General features: G+C 71.7%; 19 protein-coding genes. 3 read left to right on the top strand and 16 right to left on the bottom strand.

Annotated elements, in window-relative coordinates; translation table 11 throughout:
• Positions 1 to 86: 86 nt before the first annotated feature.
• Positions 87 to 1,115 (top strand): L-glyceraldehyde 3-phosphate reductase, encoded by a 1,029-nt coding sequence (gene mgrA, locus OG519_RS22530; protein WP_405586866.1) that lies wholly within the window; start codon positions 87 to 89, stop codon positions 1,113 to 1,115.
• A gap of 127 nt (positions 1,116 to 1,242) precedes the next feature.
• Here the strand turns inward: mgrA and OG519_RS22525 are convergent, their stop codons facing one another.
• Complete coding sequence (locus OG519_RS22525; protein WP_405586863.1) at positions 1,243 to 1,962, bottom strand: prepilin peptidase; 720 nt, start codon at positions 1,960 to 1,962, stop codon at positions 1,243 to 1,245.
• Between the two features lie 74 nt (positions 1,963 to 2,036).
• Here OG519_RS22525 and OG519_RS22520 point away from each other — a divergent pair, with 74 nt between their 5' ends.
• A complete protein-coding gene (locus OG519_RS22520) occupies positions 2,037 to 2,381 on the top strand; it encodes a DUF192 domain-containing protein (protein ID WP_405586860.1) in 345 nt (114 codons plus the stop codon).
• Between the two features lie 118 nt (positions 2,382 to 2,499).
• On the opposite strand, the gene OG519_RS22515 is transcribed toward OG519_RS22520, so the two are convergent.
• The 12 genes from OG519_RS22515 to OG519_RS22460 form a co-directional block, all read right to left on the bottom strand.
• Complete coding sequence (locus OG519_RS22515) at positions 2,500 to 3,036, bottom strand: hypothetical protein (RefSeq protein WP_405586857.1); 537 nt, start codon at positions 3,034 to 3,036, stop codon at positions 2,500 to 2,502.
• Between the two features lie 187 nt (positions 3,037 to 3,223).
• Complete coding sequence (locus tag OG519_RS22510; protein WP_405586855.1) at positions 3,224 to 3,889, bottom strand: OmpA family protein; 666 nt, start codon at positions 3,887 to 3,889, stop codon at positions 3,224 to 3,226.
• 7 nt (positions 3,890 to 3,896) lie between these two features.
• Positions 3,897 to 4,484, bottom strand: coding sequence for a hypothetical protein (locus OG519_RS22505; RefSeq protein WP_405586853.1), 588 nt, complete (start codon positions 4,482 to 4,484; stop codon positions 3,897 to 3,899).
• 13 nt (positions 4,485 to 4,497) lie between these two features.
• On the bottom strand, positions 4,498 to 5,055 hold the full coding sequence (locus tag OG519_RS22500; RefSeq protein ID WP_405586850.1) for a pilus assembly protein TadG-related protein: 558 nt from the start codon (positions 5,053 to 5,055) through the stop codon (positions 4,498 to 4,500).
• Between the two features lie 32 nt (positions 5,056 to 5,087).
• Positions 5,088 to 5,291, bottom strand: coding sequence for a hypothetical protein (locus OG519_RS22495; protein ID WP_405586847.1), 204 nt, complete (start codon positions 5,289 to 5,291; stop codon positions 5,088 to 5,090).
• Positions 5,292 to 5,565: 274 nt separating this feature from the next.
• On the bottom strand, positions 5,566 to 6,465 hold the full coding sequence (locus OG519_RS22490; RefSeq protein WP_405586845.1) for a DUF5936 domain-containing protein: 900 nt from the start codon (positions 6,463 to 6,465) through the stop codon (positions 5,566 to 5,568).
• A 10-nt stretch (positions 6,466 to 6,475) separates the two neighbouring features.
• Positions 6,476 to 7,624: a type II secretion system F family protein gene (locus tag OG519_RS22485; protein WP_405586842.1), complete on the bottom strand. Its 1,149-nt coding sequence runs from the start codon at positions 7,622 to 7,624 to the stop codon at positions 6,476 to 6,478.
• Positions 7,621 to 8,955: a CpaF family protein gene (locus OG519_RS22480; protein WP_405586839.1), complete on the bottom strand. Its 1,335-nt coding sequence runs from the start codon at positions 8,953 to 8,955 to the stop codon at positions 7,621 to 7,623. The genes OG519_RS22485 and OG519_RS22480 overlap by 4 nt, the downstream gene beginning before the upstream one ends.
• The gene (locus tag OG519_RS22475; RefSeq protein WP_405586837.1) at positions 8,952 to 9,353 is read right to left on the bottom strand and encodes a TadE/TadG family type IV pilus assembly protein; all 402 of its coding nucleotides are present in this window, start codon (positions 9,351 to 9,353) and stop codon (positions 8,952 to 8,954) included. Before OG519_RS22475 ends, OG519_RS22480 begins: the two co-directional genes overlap by 4 nt.
• Before the next feature lie 113 nt (positions 9,354 to 9,466).
• Positions 9,467 to 11,029, bottom strand: coding sequence for a CpaE family protein (locus OG519_RS22470; protein WP_405586835.1), 1,563 nt, complete (start codon positions 11,027 to 11,029; stop codon positions 9,467 to 9,469).
• Positions 11,026 to 11,748: a Flp pilus assembly protein CpaB gene (gene cpaB, locus OG519_RS22465; RefSeq protein WP_405586832.1), complete on the bottom strand. Its 723-nt coding sequence runs from the start codon at positions 11,746 to 11,748 to the stop codon at positions 11,026 to 11,028. Before cpaB ends, OG519_RS22470 begins: the two co-directional genes overlap by 4 nt.
• Before the next feature lie 12 nt (positions 11,749 to 11,760).
• Positions 11,761 to 12,615 (bottom strand): hypothetical protein, encoded by an 855-nt coding sequence (locus OG519_RS22460; RefSeq protein WP_405586829.1) that lies wholly within the window; start codon positions 12,613 to 12,615, stop codon positions 11,761 to 11,763.
• A 381-nt stretch (positions 12,616 to 12,996) separates the two neighbouring features.
• Between OG519_RS22460 and OG519_RS22455 the strand changes: the two genes are divergently transcribed.
• Positions 12,997 to 14,529: a chitinase gene (locus OG519_RS22455; RefSeq protein WP_405592911.1), complete on the top strand. Its 1,533-nt coding sequence runs from the start codon at positions 12,997 to 12,999 to the stop codon at positions 14,527 to 14,529.
• Positions 14,530 to 14,608: 79 nt separating this feature from the next.
• On the opposite strand, the gene OG519_RS22450 is transcribed toward OG519_RS22455, so the two are convergent.
• The 3 genes from OG519_RS22450 to OG519_RS22440 all read right to left on the bottom strand — a co-directional run bounded on the left by OG519_RS22450 (position 14,609) and on the right by OG519_RS22440 (position 16,925).
• Positions 14,609 to 15,016 carry a RidA family protein gene (locus OG519_RS22450; protein ID WP_405586826.1) on the bottom strand — a complete coding sequence of 136 codons (408 nt, stop codon included), beginning with the start codon at positions 15,014 to 15,016 and terminating at the stop codon, positions 14,609 to 14,611.
• Positions 15,017 to 15,081: 65 nt separating this feature from the next.
• Entirely contained in the window at positions 15,082 to 15,930 is an 849-nt protein-coding gene (locus tag OG519_RS22445; protein ID WP_405586823.1) for an IclR family transcriptional regulator, read from the bottom strand.
• A complete protein-coding gene (locus OG519_RS22440) occupies positions 15,927 to 16,925 on the bottom strand; it encodes a sugar kinase (protein ID WP_405592909.1) in 999 nt (332 codons plus the stop codon). Before OG519_RS22440 ends, OG519_RS22445 begins: the two co-directional genes overlap by 4 nt.
• Between the last annotated feature and the right edge of the window lie 125 nt (positions 16,926 to 17,050).

Genomic DNA, 17,050 nt, shown 5'->3' with positions numbered 1-17,050 from the left:
GCCCGGGCCGGATGAAGAGGAGGCGGCGGCGCTGACCGGCGATATCCGAAGGTAAGCGGTTCAACCTCTCGTGATAAGCAGTGCCGGTGAATATCCGCAACCTCTACCGCGCCTCCGACGAGCGCTACGACTCGATGGAGTACCGCCGCACCGGCCGCAGCGGCCTCAAACTGCCGGCCATCTCCCTCGGGCTCTGGCACAACTTCGGCGACGACCGCACGCTGGACTCGCAGCGGGCCATCCTGCGGCGCGCCTTCGACCTCGGAGTCACGCACTTCGACCTGGCCAACAACTACGGGCCGCCCTACGGCGCCGCCGAGGCCAACTTCGGCACCCTCTTCGCCCAGGACTTCCGCCCCTACCGGGACGAGCTGGTCATCTCCACCAAGGCGGGCTACGACATGTGGCCCGGGCCGTACGGCGAGTGGGGCTCCCGCAAGTACGTGCTCGCCTCGCTGGACCAGTCGCTGTCCCGGATGGGCCTGGACTACGTCGACATCTTCTACTCGCACCGCTTCGACCCGGACACTCCCCTTGAGGAGACGATGGGGGCGCTGGCCTCCGCGGTCCAGCAGGGCAAGGCCCTCTACGTCGGCGTCTCCTCCTACGGCCCCGACCGCACCCGTGAGGCCGCCCGCATCCTGCGCGAGCTCGGCGTACCGGCGCTGATCCACCAGCCGTCGTACTCGATGATCAACCGCTGGATCGAGGACGAGGGCCTGCTCGATGTGCTGGAAGAGGAGGGCATGGGCTGCATCGGTTTCGTGCCGCTCGCCCAGGGCCTGCTGACCGACCGTTACCTCGGCGGCATCCCGGAGGACTCCCGGGCCGCGCAGGGCAAGTCCCTCAACCCGTCGCTGGTCAACGACGAGACGATCGCCCGGCTGCGCGCCCTCAACGACATCGCCGCGGGCCGCGGCCAGTCGCTGGCCCAGCTCGCGCTGAGCTGGGTGCTGCGCGACCCGCGGGTCACCTCGGCGCTCATCGGCGCGTCCTCGGTCGCCCAGCTGGAGACCAATGTCGCGGCGCTCGGCGCGGCGCCGCTCACCGCGGAGGAACTGGCCGCGATCGACGAGCACGCTCTGGAGCCGGCCGGGGTCAAGCTCTGGTCGTGACCGGGCGCTGATCCGCCGGGCCGCGGGGCCCCTCCTTGAGGTCCGGGTTCTCCCGGGGCTTGAGGTCCGGGTTTTCCCGGGGCGGGGCCCCGCCGCTTGTCGCGCTTGTCGGCGGGGCCCGCCGGTGTCAGCCGGCCAGCAGCAGCGCGCCCAAGGCGCCGAGCAGCATGAACGGGCCGAACGGGATCGGCGTCTTGCGGTTGGCGCGGCGGGCGGCGATGAGCACGAGGCCGGTCACCGCGCCCAGCGCGAACCCCGCGAACGTACCGGTGAAGACGGCCGGCCAGCCGTACCAGCCGAGGGCCAGTCCGAGGGTGGGGGCGAGTTTGACGTCGCCGAAGCCCATGCCGGCCGGATTGATGAAGAAGAGCAGGAAGTAGACCGCCCCCACCACCGCCCCCGCGCACAGCGCGCGGAGCCAGGACCCCTGGTGGGACGGCAGCAGCGCGGCCACCCCGAGCAGCGCCGCCGTACCGCCGAGCGCGGGCAGCGTCAGCACGTCGGGCAGCCGGAAGACGGTGAGATCCACCCGGGCGAGCAGCAGCCCGACCGGTATCAGGACCAGCCAGACCGCGACCTCGGGGTGCGCACCGACCGCCCACGCCACCCCCGCGCTCGCCAGCCCGCAGCCGATCGCGGCGCCGGGGCCGAGGCCGTACCGCGGGGTCGGGCACCCCGGCGCCCCGCAGCGGGCCGGACCCAGCCAGCCCCGCACCGGGTGCCCTGACGGGCAGGTCCCCGCCCACGGCTCCTCGGCCGGCACGGCCAGCCGGTACGCGGCCCGGGGCAGCAACGACCCGCCGGCCATTCCCCAGACGGCGGCGACCGCGATCAGATAGACATGCACCGGCCGACCGTACACGGGCCCGCCGGGGCCGAGTTGGCTTTCCGGCCCGGCAACAGCGCGACCTCGGAGGGGACATGCGGCGACGCCGGCAGGACGGCGAGGGCACTCTGCGGACCCCGGAGGCGGAGGTGCGGCTGCGGATCGCGGCCTCGTACCGCGCCCGTACCCGGGGGCTGTTGGGGCAGGACGGCATCGAGGGCGCGCTGCTGCTGACGCCGGCCGCGAGCGTGCACACCTTCCGGATGCGGTTCGCGATCGACGTGGCGTATCTGGACCGGCGGCTGCGGGTGCTGTCCGTCCGTACGATGCCTCCCGGCCGCCTCGGCCGGCCGCGGCTGCGGGCCCGCCACGTCCTGGAGTCGGAGGCGGGCGCGATGGCGGGGTGGGGGATCCGGCGGGGGGTGCGGCTCGATTTTTGAGGCGGGGGGTTAGTGGCTGGTGCCGGTGCCTGGGCGGGTGCCGGGTGTCTCTGCCTGCGCCGGTCCGCCGGGCCGGTCCGCCGCCGCTGGCTTGCCGCCGCTGGTTCGCTGCCGCAGGTCAGGGCAGCCGCTCGGCCGAGAACTCGACGCTGTTGACGATCTCCCTGAGCACCGCCGGGTCGCGGACCGTGCCGTCCACCGCCCAGGCGCGGATCAGCAGCGGGCGGCCGTCCCGGCCCGGTACGCGCACCTCGGCGTAGGCGGCGGGCCGGCCGTCGGGGGCGGGGCGGGCGTAGTCGTAGACCCGGGCGCGGTGGCCGTCGAGGATCAGCGTTGACGCGCGGGCTCCGGCGGGCACGGCTTCCGGGGCCGGCCCCTCGGCGGCGGCTCGGGGCGCCGGGGCCCGGTTGGGGGAGCCGCCGGGCGCGGCCGGGGCCGCTTCCACGGTGAGAGCCGCGTCCGTACGGCCGTGCGGGCCGCGCAGTGCGGCTCCGTTCGCCGTCTGCCGCCAGGTCTTCGGGTAGGCCACCGCCGCCTGCCCGGACCGCAGATACCGCCACCCGTCCGGCGAGCCCTGGCCGACCGCGCATCCCGCGGCGAGCAGGGCGGTCAGCACGGCCGCGCCACGGGCGGCTGACTCGTGTTTTCTGGCCATGGCGGCAATGTACGGGCGGCCCGGTCCGCGGCGGGGGAAGCCATGCGGAGTGCGGGCGGGCCGAGATATGGGCCGGATATGGGCCGGGCCCGGACAAGAGAAAACGGGCCGGCTCGCAGGGGGGGAGAGCGAACCGGCCCGAGGGGGGGAGTTACACCGTACCGCGTCCGAGCCCGTGCTCAGGTCGTTACGCGGCAGGTGGCGTGAAAGTGATCTCCACGCGTCGGTTCTGCTGCCGCCCGCTTTCGGTGGAGTTGTCGGCGATCGGATAGTCCTCGCCGTAGCCGCGAACCTGAAAGGTGTGGGACGCGTCACCCAGGCCGTCCAGTTCCGTTGCCAGAATTTGGTACACGGCGTCCGCCCGCTCCTTGGACAGCACGTCCCCGTGCTCGGCGCTGCCCAGATTGTCGGTGAAGCCGAAGACCCGAATGGGTGAGGAGACGTGGCGTGCCTTGATGTCGTTGGCGATCGCCTGGATCCGGCCGGTCGCGGCCGGCGCGAGCTTGGCGCTGTCCTTCCCGAAGACGACCTCGGCCTGGAGGGCGTAGGTCACGATCGAGTTCGAGGTCTCCTGCCGCTGCTCGGGCTGGCTCGCCGCGACCCTGCTCTGGTCGGTGACCGAGACGATGTCCAGCACCTTGGCCGGCGCCAGCGTGGCGCCGGCCGGCAGCTTCAGCCCCGGCGAGGTCGGGTCGATCTCCACCGGCGGGGCCGGCGTGCTCTCCCCCGCACTCGGCGGCGGATTGTCGTCCGCCACCGCCACCGACCCGTTCACCACCCCGGCGGCGAACAGCACAGCGAGCAGGGCGGTGACCGTCACCGAGGCGGCGGTGCTGGAAGCGGCGCGCTTCACTCGTTCCTCACCCCTCAGAAAGCGTGATTTTTGCGGGCGGCATGGTGGGCAGCTCGAACTCCACCTCGGTGGTGGCGGCGGGGGGGGAGGGGAACTGCGCGAAGAAGGGGCGTACTTCCTTGGGCTTGATGAGGATGAGTCCCATGGTGCAGAGGCACTTCCCATCGGTGTCCCGTAGGACGTAGTACCTCTTCTTACCCGCCTCGTCGATCAGCACCGCCCCCGCGACGGAAGCGCCTGACTTCTGCACGGCCAACTCCTCGCCGGACCAGGAGGAAGCGTTGAAGATCGATTCGCCTTCGTTGGTGATCACTCCCTCTACGGTGACAAACCCACCACTGTCACGGACTGCCGAGTTGATCGTGACGACCATGTCCTTTTCGCCCTTGAGTTGCGCCAAGACCGGCGCCTCAGTGGCTGAAACGCTGGGCGTACCCGGGTCCGGTGCGGCAGCCGACGCGGAGGCCGAGGACACCGCGGGCGGTTTGTCGTCTGATTTGCCCCCACCGCAACCCGTCACGGTCACAGCGGCGACAACCGCAAGGGTTCCCGCTACCACCGCACGCCAGCTTCTCATCGATTTCCGCTCCTCCATGCGTGATCTTGGGTCAACTCGTCAGATGGACCGAATAGAACATCGACAGGTCCAAAGTGAAACCGTCATCGGTCGGATCGATGTCCACATCCGGCTCACCAATGCAGGAGAAGTGAATCGCGTCCCCGTCCTTGCCGAGCACACCACAGCGTGCCTCGACCACCGCCGTGGCATGGGCTGAGGCGTGCATGGCGTCGGTGCCACTGATCACCGAATTGCCGACGCTGCGCTGGTTGATCACCGTGACCGCGTAGCCCAGCGGATTTCCGACACGATTACACAGCCCCCTCGTCGCATGATTGAGATTCGCATAGTCCGCAGCCGCCGCGCAGGGACCGGCGTCACCCACACCGTCACCCAGGAGAAGCCGCCCGAGATCATCGATGTCCCCGGCCGTGAGGGCCGCCAGAAAGGGGGCCTTCATCTCATCACGCGCTTCGCGGGCCGCGGCCAGTGCGGCGGCGTCGGCAGCGGTCTGACTGCCGTTCCGGTTCACCGCCGCCTGGCCAACTGCAAAGTAGGCGAAGGCAAGGAAGAAAAGTGCCGAGATGGCGACGATGTAGATACCCACCGTCTGCCCCGAGTCCTCCGCGAGTCCGCCGATCAGGCTCCGACGATATCGGCGATCTTGTCCAGAATGCCGGTACGGATGGCATTGCCGATGTCCGTAGTCGCCAGCACCCCGATGATCACCGCGATCACGACGGCGATGCCGAGATACTCGATCCCGGTCTGGCCGCGGTCGCGGCCGAGACCGGCCATCCGTGTGCGGATCCGGACGAAGCGCCGGACTAGCCACCTGTTCATGATTGTTCGCCCCATCCTTTGTCACCTGGCTATTGCGTTGGGCGGCCGTGCGCAGCTCAACGGGGGAGATGGACACGGCGCACCGCCTCTCGCTGGTCGTAGTGCGGGTTCGCAGAGCTTCATTGCAGGTGCAAATATGGTTGCGAATGCAAAGGTAACTCAACTCCTCCTCATCCGCACCCGGTTGGTCCGTGACCGGCTGAAATCCTGCTGCTTCTACCGGAATCACAGCCCCCGCCAGCATGACGCCCAAGTCCACCCCGCGGCACCCTAATCACCCATTCCCGAAGAGATCGCCGAAGTTGGTCTGCGACCCAAGGATCGTCCCCGAGATCAGGAGGATCATCGTTGCCGGGACCAGCAGCGTGGTGATCACGCCCGTTGCCCTTGGGACCGCGCGGGCTGCGCGGCGGCGGGCGTTTTGGGCCTCGGCGCGGCGCATGTCCTGGGCGATCTGGAGGAGGGTGCGGGCGATCGGGGCGCCGAGCTCCTCGCCCTGCTGGAGGGCGGAGACGAACTGCGCCACCTGCTCACTGTTGTTCCGCTTGCGCAGCTGGTCGAAGGCGTCCCGGCGGCTGACGCCGACGTCCATCTGACGCAGCGCCACCCGGACCTCGTCCGACCAGGGGCCTTTGTAGACCGCGTTGACCCGTTCCAGCGCCTGCCGGAAACCGAGCCCCGCGCTGACCACCACCGCGAGCACGTCGAGGAAGTCCGGCAGCGTCCGCTCGATGTCGTCGCGGCGCCGCCGCAGCGCCAGCCAGATGATGACGTCGGCCCACCACCAGCCGTAGGCGAGCACGAGCAGCGCGAGCAGCCAGCTCCCCCGGGTGAGCAGGACCAGCCCGCCGAGGCCGCCGACCGCTCCGTAGACCGCGCGCCGGGCGGCGTACCGCTCGACGGTGAGACCGTACGGATGCCCCGCGTGGTCGATTCTGGCCCGGATCCGGGAGATCCGGGCCGGCCCCATCATCCGCAGCACCATCGGCGCCCAGCGGATGCCGAGCCGGTCGATCGCGTTGCCGGTGCGGGTGGTCCGGGTCCGGCCGACTTCGAGGGCGAGCGCCAGGTCGTCGGGGAGTTTGACGTCGGCCCGCAACAGCGCGACCGCGTACACCACACCGACCGCGCAGGCGGCGACCACCAGCGCGAGCCCGGCTCCGATCAGGTTCATCGCCGCCTCCTCACACGTCGATCCGGGACATCCGGCGGATCAGCAAGAACCCGATCACGTACAGGCTGAGCGAGATCAGCACGCAGATCCGGCCGATGTTGGAGCCGGTCAGCGAGCCGAGCGAGCCCGGGATGATGCGGTCCAGCAGCAACAGCGCGCCGATGCCGATCACCGGGACGGCGTAGGCGGTCACGGTGACCTGGGACATCTGGGTACGGACCTCCCGCCGGGTCTCCTTGCGCTCCTCCAGCGTGACGGTGAGGTTGCGCAGCGACTCCACCACCGAGCCGCCGGCCCGGCTGGACAGCACGAGGGTGGACACCAGCACGATCAACTCCCGGCTGGGAAGTCGCTGTTGCAGCTCGGCGAGGGCGTCCTCCACCGAGTGGCCGACCGCCATCGCGTCGGCGACCTGCCGCAGTTCCTCACCGGCCGGGGCGTCCAGCTCGTCGGCGGCCATCGAGACGGCGGTGCGCAGCGCGAGGCCGGCCTGGGTGGCGTTGGCCAGCACCCTGGCCAGGTCGGGGAGTTGGGCGATGAAGAGTTCGGTACGGACCCGGCGGCGCCAGGACAGGAAGGAGTACGCGGTCCAGCCGGCCAGCAGCGCGGCGATCGGGCCGAAGAAGGGGGCCAGCACCATGGCCGCCAGCAGCCATGCGGCGGCGACCGTCGCGATGAACGCGGCGGTGAACTGCCCCGGAGTCAAGGCCGTCCCGGTCGCGGCGAGTTGCGTTTCGAGCCGGCGGCCCCAGGCGTAGCCGCGCACCCGCCGGTCGAGGCCGGAGAAGGCGGCGCGCTGCGCGGCCTTTCCCGCGCCGCCGGCGAGGCGTTCGACGAGCGCGGCGCGGTCGGCCCGGCCGCCCCGCCAGGCGTTCAGCCCCCAGACGCCGAGCACCAGCGCGACGGTGGCGAGCAGCAGCACCAGCAGCGGGTAGGGACCGGAGGCGAAGGCAGGCGCCGCCAACCGGGCGTGGCCGCCCGGCAGATACCCCGGGTCCGTGCGCGCGGCCGGGATCCCGACCGTCGCCCGCACCGGCCAAGGCCCGGGCGCCCCCACCGACACCGGCACGGGCCCAGGCACAGGCACCCGCACCGGCACCGGCACGGGCACCCCCACCGGCACCCGCTCACCCACGGCCGCCGCCGCGAGGCACCTCATTTCGCCTCCCGGCTGTCGAGTTCCAGTTCACTGGCGCCGATCCCGAACGCGGCCGGCACGTGCTCGCCCGCCAGATAGAGCCGCTCGCCGATCTCCCGTGGCACCGGCCGGTGTTCGTACCAGCCGCGCACGATGCGGTCGACGCCGAGCGGTTCGGCGCGGAAGCGGGAGGCCGAGGCGAGCAGGAAGGAGGACCGGCCGCGCGAGGACAGGACGGCGATCTCGCCGACCCGCCGGGTGCCGTCGATGTGCCGGTTCAGTTGGACGATGACGTCCACCGCCGAGTTGATCTGGTCCCGGAGCGCCTCGAAGGGGATCTTCACCTCGCTCATGGAGGCCAGCGTCTGGAGCCGGAGCACCGCGTCCTCGGCCGAGTTGGCGTGCACGGTGGCCAGCGAGCCGTCGTGGCCGGTGGACATCGCCTGGAGCATGTCGAGGGTCTCGCCGCCGCGGACCTCGCCGACGATGATCCGGTCGGGCCGCATCCGCAGCGAGTTGCGGACCAGGTCGCGGATGGTGACCCGGCCCTCGCCCTCGACGTTCGGCGGCCGGGACTCGAGCCGGATCACGTGCTCCTGCTGGAGCTGGAGTTCGGCGGCGTCCTCGACGGTGATGATCCGCTCGCCGTCGGGGATCAGCCCGGACAGGGCGTTGAGCAGGGTGGTCTTGCCGGAGCCGGTGCCGCCGCTGACGATGATGTTGCACTTGGCCCGGACGAACGAGGAGAGCAGGAGCAGCATGTGCTCGTCCAGGGTGCCCAGGCCGATGAGTTCCTGGAGGGTGTAGGCGCGTGGGAAGCGGCGGATGGTGAGGGTCGGCCCGGTCAGGGAGAGCGGCGGGATGATGACGTTGACGCGCTCGCCGGACGGGAGCCGGGCGTCGACCATCGGATTGGACTCGTCCACCCGGCGGTTGACGGTGGAGACGATGCGTTCGATGGTCTGGAGGAGCTGCTCGGCGGAGGAGAAGCGGGCCGCGACCTGCTCGACGCGGCCGCCGCGTTCGACGTAGATCTTGTCCGGGCCGTTGACCATGATCTCGGTGACGGACGGGTCTTCGAGCAGCGGTTCGAGGATGCCGAGGCCGAGCGCCTCGTCCACCACCCGGCGGATGAGCGCGGCGCGTTCGGCGGTGGAGAGGACCGGGCCTTCGCGGCTGATGATGTGGCCGAGGACGCGTTCGAGCCGGGCGCGGCGCTCGGCGGCGGCCAGCGCGGACATCTCGGCGAGGTCGATCTCCTGGAGCAGCTTGCCCCGGTAGACGGCGACCAGGTGGCTTTCCTGGGTCTGCGGGGTGGCCTCTTCGACGGTGATGCGGGCACGCAGGCTCATGGTGTCGTGTCCTCCCTCGGCATCGTCGCGGAGCGCGTTATCGGGTCGACGAGGCTGAACCCGGGCAGCACCGAGGGCACCCGGACGCGGGCGGAGACGGTGACGCTGTCGGCGCCGCCGCCGGAGAAGCTGATCGCGGGGTTCACCCAGCCGCTGACCGCGTCCTGCCCCGCCGTCGCCGGGTCGAGTTCGGGGTGTGCCTGGGCGGCGGTGCGCGCGGCGGTCCGCGCGGCCGTGCCGGCCTGCTCCGCACAGTAGGCGACGATCCCGAGCTGGATGCCGGCCAGCGCGATGAGCAGCAGAAACGGCACCATGCCGAGATATTCGAGCGACGCGACACCCCGCTCCCGCCGGCCCGGCAGCCGCGCCTCCTTCTGCCCCGCCCGCACGGCCCGCACGGTCCGCGCCGTCCTCGGCGTCCGCGGTGCCCTCACGGCCCTCACGGCCCGCACCGTCCGCGCCGTCCGCGCCGTCCGCACCGTCCGCGCCGTCCGCGCCGTCCGCGCCGTGATCATCGGTTCGGCTCCTCGTCGACGGTACGGGCGTGGCCGTGGACGGTCAGCGGGAAGTCGATCGCCCCGGGGAAGAGCACCGGGACCTTGAGGCCGACGGTCGCGTCGACCTGTCCGTCGCCGGTGGGACCGGCCGAGAACTCGGCCACGTTCCACGCGCCGGGGATGTCGCGGGTCGCGGCGGCGCGGGCGTCCTGGCCGACGGCGGCGGCCCGGGCCGCCTCGTCGGCGGCGTTGCCGGCCAGGGTGAAGGTGTAGCCGGCCAGCACGGCCTGCCAGACGAGGATCAGGGTGATCAGGATGAGCGGGGTCATCCCGAGGGTTTCCAGGGTGACTTGGCCGCGGTCGCCGCGGCGCTGCCGCCGGCCGCGGGCGATGGCCGGCGCGGCCCCGGTGATGAGCCCCAACTCCCCGGCCAGCGCCCAGATACCGGCCTTGACGGTGGACTTGCTGTCGAGGTCCTGGAGCCGTCCGGCGTCGATGACGCCCTGCAACTCCCGGAAGGCGGCCGGGATGACCGAGGAGGCGATCCTGGTGCCGGTGATCCGGCCGATCAGCGAGGGCTGGATCTCGCTGCTCCGGGTGTGGCGGTTGACGACGGTGGTGGTGTCCTGCGGTTTGCGGATCTGGAGCCGGTCCCACATCCGCACCATCCGCTTGGCGGCGCGGACCGCGATGACATCGGGGGTGGTGACCAGGACAGCGGTGTCGGCGGTCTCCACGGCGACGGCGTTCGCGCTGGTCACCTGGGTGCCGCAGTCGACCACGACCACTTCGTAGCGCTGCCGGAGCGCGGCGAGCACCAGCCGGGCGGAACGGTCGGTGACGTCCTCGCCGCGTTCGCCGTCGGCCGGCGCGAGCAGCAGCGCGGGCCCAGACTCGTGGACGTACATCGCGTCGTTCAGCACCCGCGAGGAGACATCGGCGATGTCGGCGAGATCGGCCATCGAGCGGCGGAACTGCACGTCCAGGTAGGAGGCGACGTCACCGCCCTGGAGGTCGAGGTCGACCAGGGCGGTGGAGCGGCCGGACGCGTGGGCGGCGAGGGCGAGTTGGATGGCGGCGACGGTGGTGCCGACCCCGCCCTTGGCGCCGGCGACCGCGACGAGGACGCCGCCGGCCACCGCGGGCAGCGGGGCCCGGTTGCCGCTGAGGTGCCGCCGCACGCCGACCGCCCAGTTGGCGGCGGCTTCCACCCGGGCGCCCAAGTCGTCGTAGGCCAGCGGCAGTCCGATGACACCGCGGGCGCCGGAGTTCATCGCGGCGGCCAGCATGCCGGGGCTCGGGTCGGCGGTGAGCAGGACGACCCCGACGGCCGGGAAGCGCAGGGCGACGTCCCGGATCAGGTCGAGCGCGGGCATCGGCCCGATCGCGTCGTGCAGGACGACGACCTCCGGCAGGTCGTCGAGGCTGGTCTCGGCGGCGCGGCCGAGGACGTCGAGCAGCGAGGTGGAGTCGCCGACGGCGGGTGCGGGCTCCACGCCCGGGAGTTGGCCGAGCAGTCCGAGCAGCGCCCGGGCGGCGTCGGGGTCGCCGGTGGCGGCGAGGATGCGTACGCTCATTGCGCGCTCCCGGTGGTGGCGTCGCCGCTCAGGGTGTAGGTGCGGTCGCTCTGGGCCGGCGTGCCGGTGTCGCCGGGGGCGACGAGGGCGAGCCGGACGTGTTCGGCGAACGACTCGGAGTAGGCGATGCGCTGGGCGTCCTTGACGTCGAGCGCGAAGGTGATCGGCACGCCTTGGGTGGAGAGCCGCTCGGGGTCGGTGTTCTTGTCGAACGCCTTGATCTCACCGACGTCGATGACCTCGGCGTTGGCCACCATGAGCTTGGAGATGTCCGGGTCCTGGTCCCGGCGGCCCTTGAAGGTGGCGAAGAGGTCCACCCGCGCGCCCGGCGTGATCTTGCCGGCCACGCCGGTCTCCGCGTCGATCATGATGGCGAGTTCCATCTGGCCGGCCTGGAGTTCGGGCCGGGGGGCCATCATGTCGGACTGGAGCAGCGACCCCTTGGTGAGCGACACGGCGGCGATCTTCCCCTGGAGGTCGCCGAGATCACGGATCGCGGTGTCGGGCAGCCAGCGCTTCGGCACCGATATCCGGCGCACGTCGGAGGCGCCGAGCGAGGCGTACGCCGGTATGTTCGCGGTCAGTTCGTACGCGGTGACTTTCGATCCGACCTGCGAGCGCGCGTTGCCGACGACGGCGAGCACCCCGGCGAAGGCGGCCACCGCGCAGAGCACGGAGATCACCAGGAGGACGACACCACGGCGCTGACGTGAGTTCATGTGCGGGTGGACCTATCGCTTGTGGGGTTCGAGTTGCGGGCGGCGCGGGGCCTCGACCGCCCGCCCCTGACCGGTGGTGACGGCGGCGTGCTTGGGCGGGGTGGCGCGTTCGCCGAGCCGGGTGGCGCAGAACAGGCACTGATCGCCGATGACTTCGAGGCCGCACCAGGTGCAGGTGTCGCGCCGTACCGAGGTGACCAGTTGGTAGAGCATGCCGACGTCGGCGATGTACGCGGTGAACTCGACCAGCCGCGACGTGCCCCACCAGGCGGCGGAGTCGGCGGGCAGCGGGATCTCCCGCAGGTGCTGGGTGTGCCAGGCGGCGGCGAGCGGTCCGGTGATCCAGCCGGCGTCGACGCCGGAGCCGGCCAGCGCGAGCTGGGTCTGGTAGCCGGGCCCCGGCGGCAGATGGTCGGGGTCGGCCTCGGCGAGATAGGGCTCGGGGTGGGCCATGACCGCGAAGTGCTTGCCGGGGACGAGGGATTTGACGTGGCTGGCGACACCGACCGGCACCCGGTCGAGTTTGGTGATCGAGCCGAGCAGCGCGCCGGAGTGCAGATAGTACGAGAGCAGCCGGGCGGCGCCGGCCAGCACGCCGGGGCCGAGGTCGGTGCCGGCCAGTTGCCGTAACTGCTCGGCCAGCAGGGTGACGGCCAGCGGCGGCAGCGAGATCGGCACGATGGCGATCCGGTCGGCCTCCAGGGCGGACCGTACGGTGTGCATCCGGCGGCGGGCCGGTTCAGCGGGGTCGGCCGGGGCGAGCGCGACGATGTGGCCGTGCGCGTCGAGGGCGGCCGAGGTGCGCATCACCTGGTCCTCCAGCGGGAGTTCCAGGTCGTCCTTGGTGACGGTGATGACGCTCGGCATCCGGAACCTCCCCTTCTCCGTTCGGCGCCGGCCCTGGACCCGGTGCGGGGACGATCCGTGGGTCGTCCCGCCGAGTCCGGTTTTACCTGGCGATTCGCGGTCGTCAGCTTATCGATGTGTAGCGGCATGGGTGCGGAAAGTTGCGGATCGGGATCGGTGAACGACAGGTGGCCACCAGAGGTCTTGACAACCGGATTGGTCTGGACCAGCTTTCTCCCTAATAGGTGTCACCTGTGTTCGCAGCGTTTTTCACCTTCTTTGCAGCACCTGTCAACACCTGTCAACACCTGTCAACACCTGTCAGCACCTGTCAGCACCCCGCACTCCCACCACCCCCCAACTCCTTGCCCCCAGGAGGCAGTCGTGGAACGTGCAACACCCATGAATCAGGACGGGACCGTGCGCGCCAAGCAGAGATCGACCGTGCTTCAGCGCACCCTGGCCGCGGTGAGCGCCGCCGCCGTCATCGGCACCGGCGCAGTCCTCGTCGATGTCGGCGCCGCCAGCGCCGCGACCACCAATCTGATCGCCAACCCCGGCTTCGAGAGCGGCCTTTCCAACTGGAGCTGTACCGCGGGCAGCGGCTCCACCGTCTCCAGCCCGGTGCACTCCGGCGCCTCCGCGCTGAAGGCGGCGCCCTCCAGCAGCGACACCGGACAGTGCACGCAGACGGTCAGCGTCCAGCCCAACTCGCAGTACACGCTGAGCGCGTGGGTGCGGGGCTCGTACGTCTACATCGGTGCCACCGGCACCGGCACCACCGACCCGTCGACCTGGACCCCGGGCACCTCCGGCTTCCAGCAGTTGAGCGTCAGCTTCACCACCGGCGCGAGCACCCACGCGGTGACGGTCTACACCCACGGCTGGTACGGCCAGCCCACCTACTACGCCGACGACCTCAGCCTCTCCGGCCCGGCAGGCAACCCGACCACGCCGCCGACCACGACCAAGCCCCCGACCACACCCCCCACCACCCCGCCGACGACACCCCCGACCACCCCGCCGACCACTCCGGTCACCCCGCCGCCCGGCAACCTGCCCAAGCACGTGGTCACCGGCTACTGGCAGAACTTCAACAACGGCGCGACGGTCCAGACCATCGCCCAGGTGCAGAGCCAGTACGACATCATCGCGGTGGCCTTCGCGGACGCGACCACCACGCCCGGCGCGGTCTCCTTCACCCTCGACCCGACGCTCGGCTACAGCGTGGCCCAGTTCAAGGCGGACATCGCGGCCAAGCAGGCGGCCGGCAAGAAGGTCATCATCTCGGTCGGCGGCCAGAACGGCACCATCTCGATCCGGGACTCCGCCTCGGCCACCAACTTCGCCAACAGCGCCTACTCGCTGATGCAGACCTACGGCTTCAACGGGGTCGACATCGACCTGGAGAACGGCATCGACTCCACCTACATGCCGCAGGCGCTGCGGGCGCTGAGCGCCAAGGCCGGCTCGTCGCTGATCATCACGATGGCCCCGCAGACCATCGACATGCTCTCCGCTGGCAGCGACTACCTGGCCACCGCGCTGAAGGTCAAGGACATCCTGACCATCGTCAACACCCAGTACTACAACAGCGGTTCGATGAACGGCTGTGACGGCGGCGTCTACAGCCAGGGCACGGTGGACTTCATCACCACGCTGGCCTGCACGGCGATCCAGGCGGGTCTCTCACCGGCCCAGATCGGTATCGGCACCCCGGCGTCCACCAGTGCGGCCGGCTCCGGCTATGTCGACCCGAGCGTGGTCAACAACGCGCTGGACTGCCTCGCCAAGGGCACCGGGTGCGGCCACTTCAAGCCCAGCACCACCTGGCCCACGATCCGCGGCGCCATGACCTGGTCGACCAACTGGGACGCGAAGAACGGCAACACCTGGTCCAGCAGTGTGGGCGGCCACGTCCACTCGATGTCGTAGTCGGCGCTCCGTAGTCGGCACTCCGCACAGCGAGCCCCGTGCCGCCGGTCCTCCGACCGGCGGCACGGGGCTCGGCGGTTCAGCCCAGCACGGCCAGCGCGTCGATCTCGACCAACAGCCCGGCGGGCAGGCCCACATACACGGTGGTCCTGGCGGCCGGCGCCTCCAGCAGGCTCGCGAAGTACGCGTTGTAGATCTCGTTGAACTCCGCGAAGTGACCGGTGTCGGTGAGGTAGACGCGGATCATCACCACGTCCTCCCAGGTCGCGCCGCCGGTCTCCAGCACCGACCGGACATTGGCGAGCGTCTGCAGGGTCTGTTCGCGCAGCGTGGGACCGGCCGGGGTCGGCGGCTCCCCCACCACGGCGGGCAGAAAGCCGACCTGCCCGGCCACCTGGAGGATGTTGCCCTTGCGCACCCCGTGCGAGAACTTCGCGGGCGGGGTGGCGTGGGTGGGCGGGACGACGGCGGTCTTGGGCTCGCTCATACGGGATGTTCCTTGTGCTCGGGGCGAGTTGCCGTGCTCGGGCGGTGTTGAGCGCTCGGCACGGGTTACGTGCTCGGTACGGGGAGGTGGGCGGTGCCGGGGAGGTGGGCGGTGCCGGGGAGGTGGGCGGTGCCGGGGAGGTGGGCGGTGCCGGTGTGCGGCGGCGGCGAGGGCGCCGCGCCGGACAGCTCCGCGCTGATCGCCTCGGCCGCCTTGAGCAGCTGGGGCCGCAGCCGCAGCAACTCCTCGGCCGAGACGACCACGTTGGGCGCGGAGACGGACATCGCGGCGCGGGCCCGGCCGTCCGGGCCGCGCAGCACCGCGCCGAGGCAGTTGATGGACTCCTCGTGCCCGCCGAGGTCGGTGGCCCAGCCCTGCTCGCGCACCCGGGCCAGCTCGGCGAGGAAGGCGGCGGCGTCCGGCGTCGACCGGGAGGTGTAGCGCGGGTACTCCAGGCCTTCCGCCACCGCCCGCCGTTCGGGTTCCGGCAGGTCGGCGAGGAGCAGTTTGGCGACGGCGGCGACCGTGATGGCCACCGGGCGGCCGATCCGGGAGTACATCCGGACCGGGTAGCGGCTCTCCACCTTGTCGATGTAGACCACCTCGCCCTGCTCGTAGACCGCCAAGTGGACCGTGTGACCGGTCCGTTCGTTGAGCGCGGCCAGATGCGGGTGGGCGATGCCGCGTACGTCGAGTTCCTCGATGGCCTGGTGCGCCAGCGCGAACAGCCGGGCGCCGAGCCGGTAGCGCTGGTCCTGCTGCCGGTAGACCAGGCCGTGCTCGTGCAGGGTCCGCAGCAGCCGGAGTGCGGTCGACTTGTGCACGTCCAGCCGGGTGGCGACCTGTTCGAGGCCGGCCGGGCCCTCGGCGAGCAGCGGCAGGATGCTCAGTGCGCGGTCGACGCTCTGGCTCATCGCGGCCCCTCCGTTTCCGTCCAGCCGGGGCCGAGCCGCAGGCTCTCCCACCGCTCGTCGTCCAGCGCGGTGAGCGCGTCGGCGTGCGACCGGCGGGGCGGCGCCGCGTGGTCGGCGGGGACGGCGAGCGCGGCGGCGGCCAGCAGATGGCCGTGGCGCAGCCGGTCCCGCAGCGGCAGCCCGCGCAGGGCGGCGGACAGGAAGCCGGCCGCGAAGGCGTCGCCCGCGCCGACGTGGGAGACGACGTCGACCCGCGGCGCGGGTATGTGCAGGCGTTCGGTGCCGGTGAAGGCGGTGGCGCCGAGCGCGCCCTGTTTGACGACGAGGACGGCGGGTTCGGGCAGGGCGGCCCGGATCGCGTCGGCGTCCGGGAGCCCCCAGGCCGCCTCGGCCTCGTCCTCGCCGACGAAGACCAGGTCGCAGCCGCGGGCGAGTTCGGCGAGCCGCCCGGGATCGCCGTCGTGCCACAGCGCGGGCCGGAAGTTGACGTCGTAGGAGACCGTCGGGCGGCCGGGCTCGCGCTGGGTCAGGCGCCGCATCAGGGCGTGGCACGTGGCCGAGAGGGCGGCGGTGATGCCGGTCAGGTGGAGGACCCGGCCGGACCAGGCGTCGCGCCGCCTGACCAGCGCGGGTGACAGCGCCGAGGCGGCCGAGCCGCCGCGGTAGTAGACGACCTCGGCCTTGGCCGGGTGGGTGTCGCCGACCGAGGTGGCCCGCTCCCCCGCCGTACGGAAGTACACCCCGGTGGGCCGGCGCGGGTCGCGCTGTACGGCGCCGACGTCGACCCCGGCCGCCGCGATCGTGTCGACCAGGTGGTCGCCGAAGCCGTCCGCGCCGACCCGGCTGATCCAGCGCACGGAGTGTCCTGAGCGGGCCAGCGCGCAGGCGACGTTGGACTCGGCGCCGCCGATCGCCCGGTGGAAGGTCGGCACGTCGGCGAGGCGGCCGGGGCGGGCGGGGACGAAGGTGACCATGGACTCGCCGAGGCACACCACGTCGAAGCGGGCGGCGGCGCGGGCCCCGGCCGCGGGAGGCTCGGCAGCGGCCCGGTCCGGAGCGGCCCGGTCCGCCGCGTGGGCGTCGGCCGCGGCGACTTCGGGGACGGCGTGGTGGTCACCAG

The sequence above is a fragment of the Streptomyces sp. NBC_01190 genome (assembly GCF_045039895.1).
Taxonomy (GTDB): Bacteria; Actinomycetota; Actinomycetes; order Streptomycetales; family Streptomycetaceae; genus Actinacidiphila.
This window is presented reverse-complemented; position numbering and strand designations above follow the sequence as displayed.

Excerpts from the sequence above, each read along its gene's own strand:
- OG519_RS22520 (WP_405586860.1), top strand. The coding sequence starts at position 2,037 with ATGCGGCGACGCCGGCAGGACGGCGAGGGCACTCTGCGGACCCCGGAG.
- OG519_RS22515 (WP_405586857.1), bottom strand. The coding sequence starts at position 3,036 with ATGGCCAGAAAACACGAGTCAGCCGCCCGTGGCGCGGCCGTGCTGACC.
- OG519_RS22505 (WP_405586853.1), bottom strand. The coding sequence starts at position 4,484 with ATGGAGGAGCGGAAATCGATGAGAAGCTGGCGTGCGGTGGTAGCGGGA.
- OG519_RS22495 (WP_405586847.1), bottom strand. The coding sequence starts at position 5,291 with ATGAACAGGTGGCTAGTCCGGCGCTTCGTCCGGATCCGCACACGGATG.
- OG519_RS22490 (WP_405586845.1), bottom strand. The coding sequence starts at position 6,465 with ATGAACCTGATCGGAGCCGGGCTCGCGCTGGTGGTCGCCGCCTGCGCG.
- OG519_RS22485 (WP_405586842.1), bottom strand. The coding sequence starts at position 7,624 with ATGAGGTGCCTCGCGGCGGCGGCCGTGGGTGAGCGGGTGCCGGTGGGG.
- OG519_RS22480 (WP_405586839.1), bottom strand. The coding sequence starts at position 8,955 with ATGAGCCTGCGTGCCCGCATCACCGTCGAAGAGGCCACCCCGCAGACC.
- OG519_RS22470 (WP_405586835.1), bottom strand. The coding sequence starts at position 11,029 with ATGAGCGTACGCATCCTCGCCGCCACCGGCGACCCCGACGCCGCCCGG.
- cpaB (WP_405586832.1), bottom strand. The coding sequence starts at position 11,748 with ATGAACTCACGTCAGCGCCGTGGTGTCGTCCTCCTGGTGATCTCCGTG.
- OG519_RS22460 (WP_405586829.1), bottom strand. The coding sequence starts at position 12,615 with ATGCCGAGCGTCATCACCGTCACCAAGGACGACCTGGAACTCCCGCTG.
- OG519_RS22455 (WP_405592911.1), top strand. The coding sequence starts at position 12,997 with ATGAATCAGGACGGGACCGTGCGCGCCAAGCAGAGATCGACCGTGCTT.
- OG519_RS22450 (WP_405586826.1), bottom strand. The coding sequence starts at position 15,016 with ATGAGCGAGCCCAAGACCGCCGTCGTCCCGCCCACCCACGCCACCCCG.
- OG519_RS22445 (WP_405586823.1), bottom strand. The coding sequence starts at position 15,930 with ATGAGCCAGAGCGTCGACCGCGCACTGAGCATCCTGCCGCTGCTCGCC.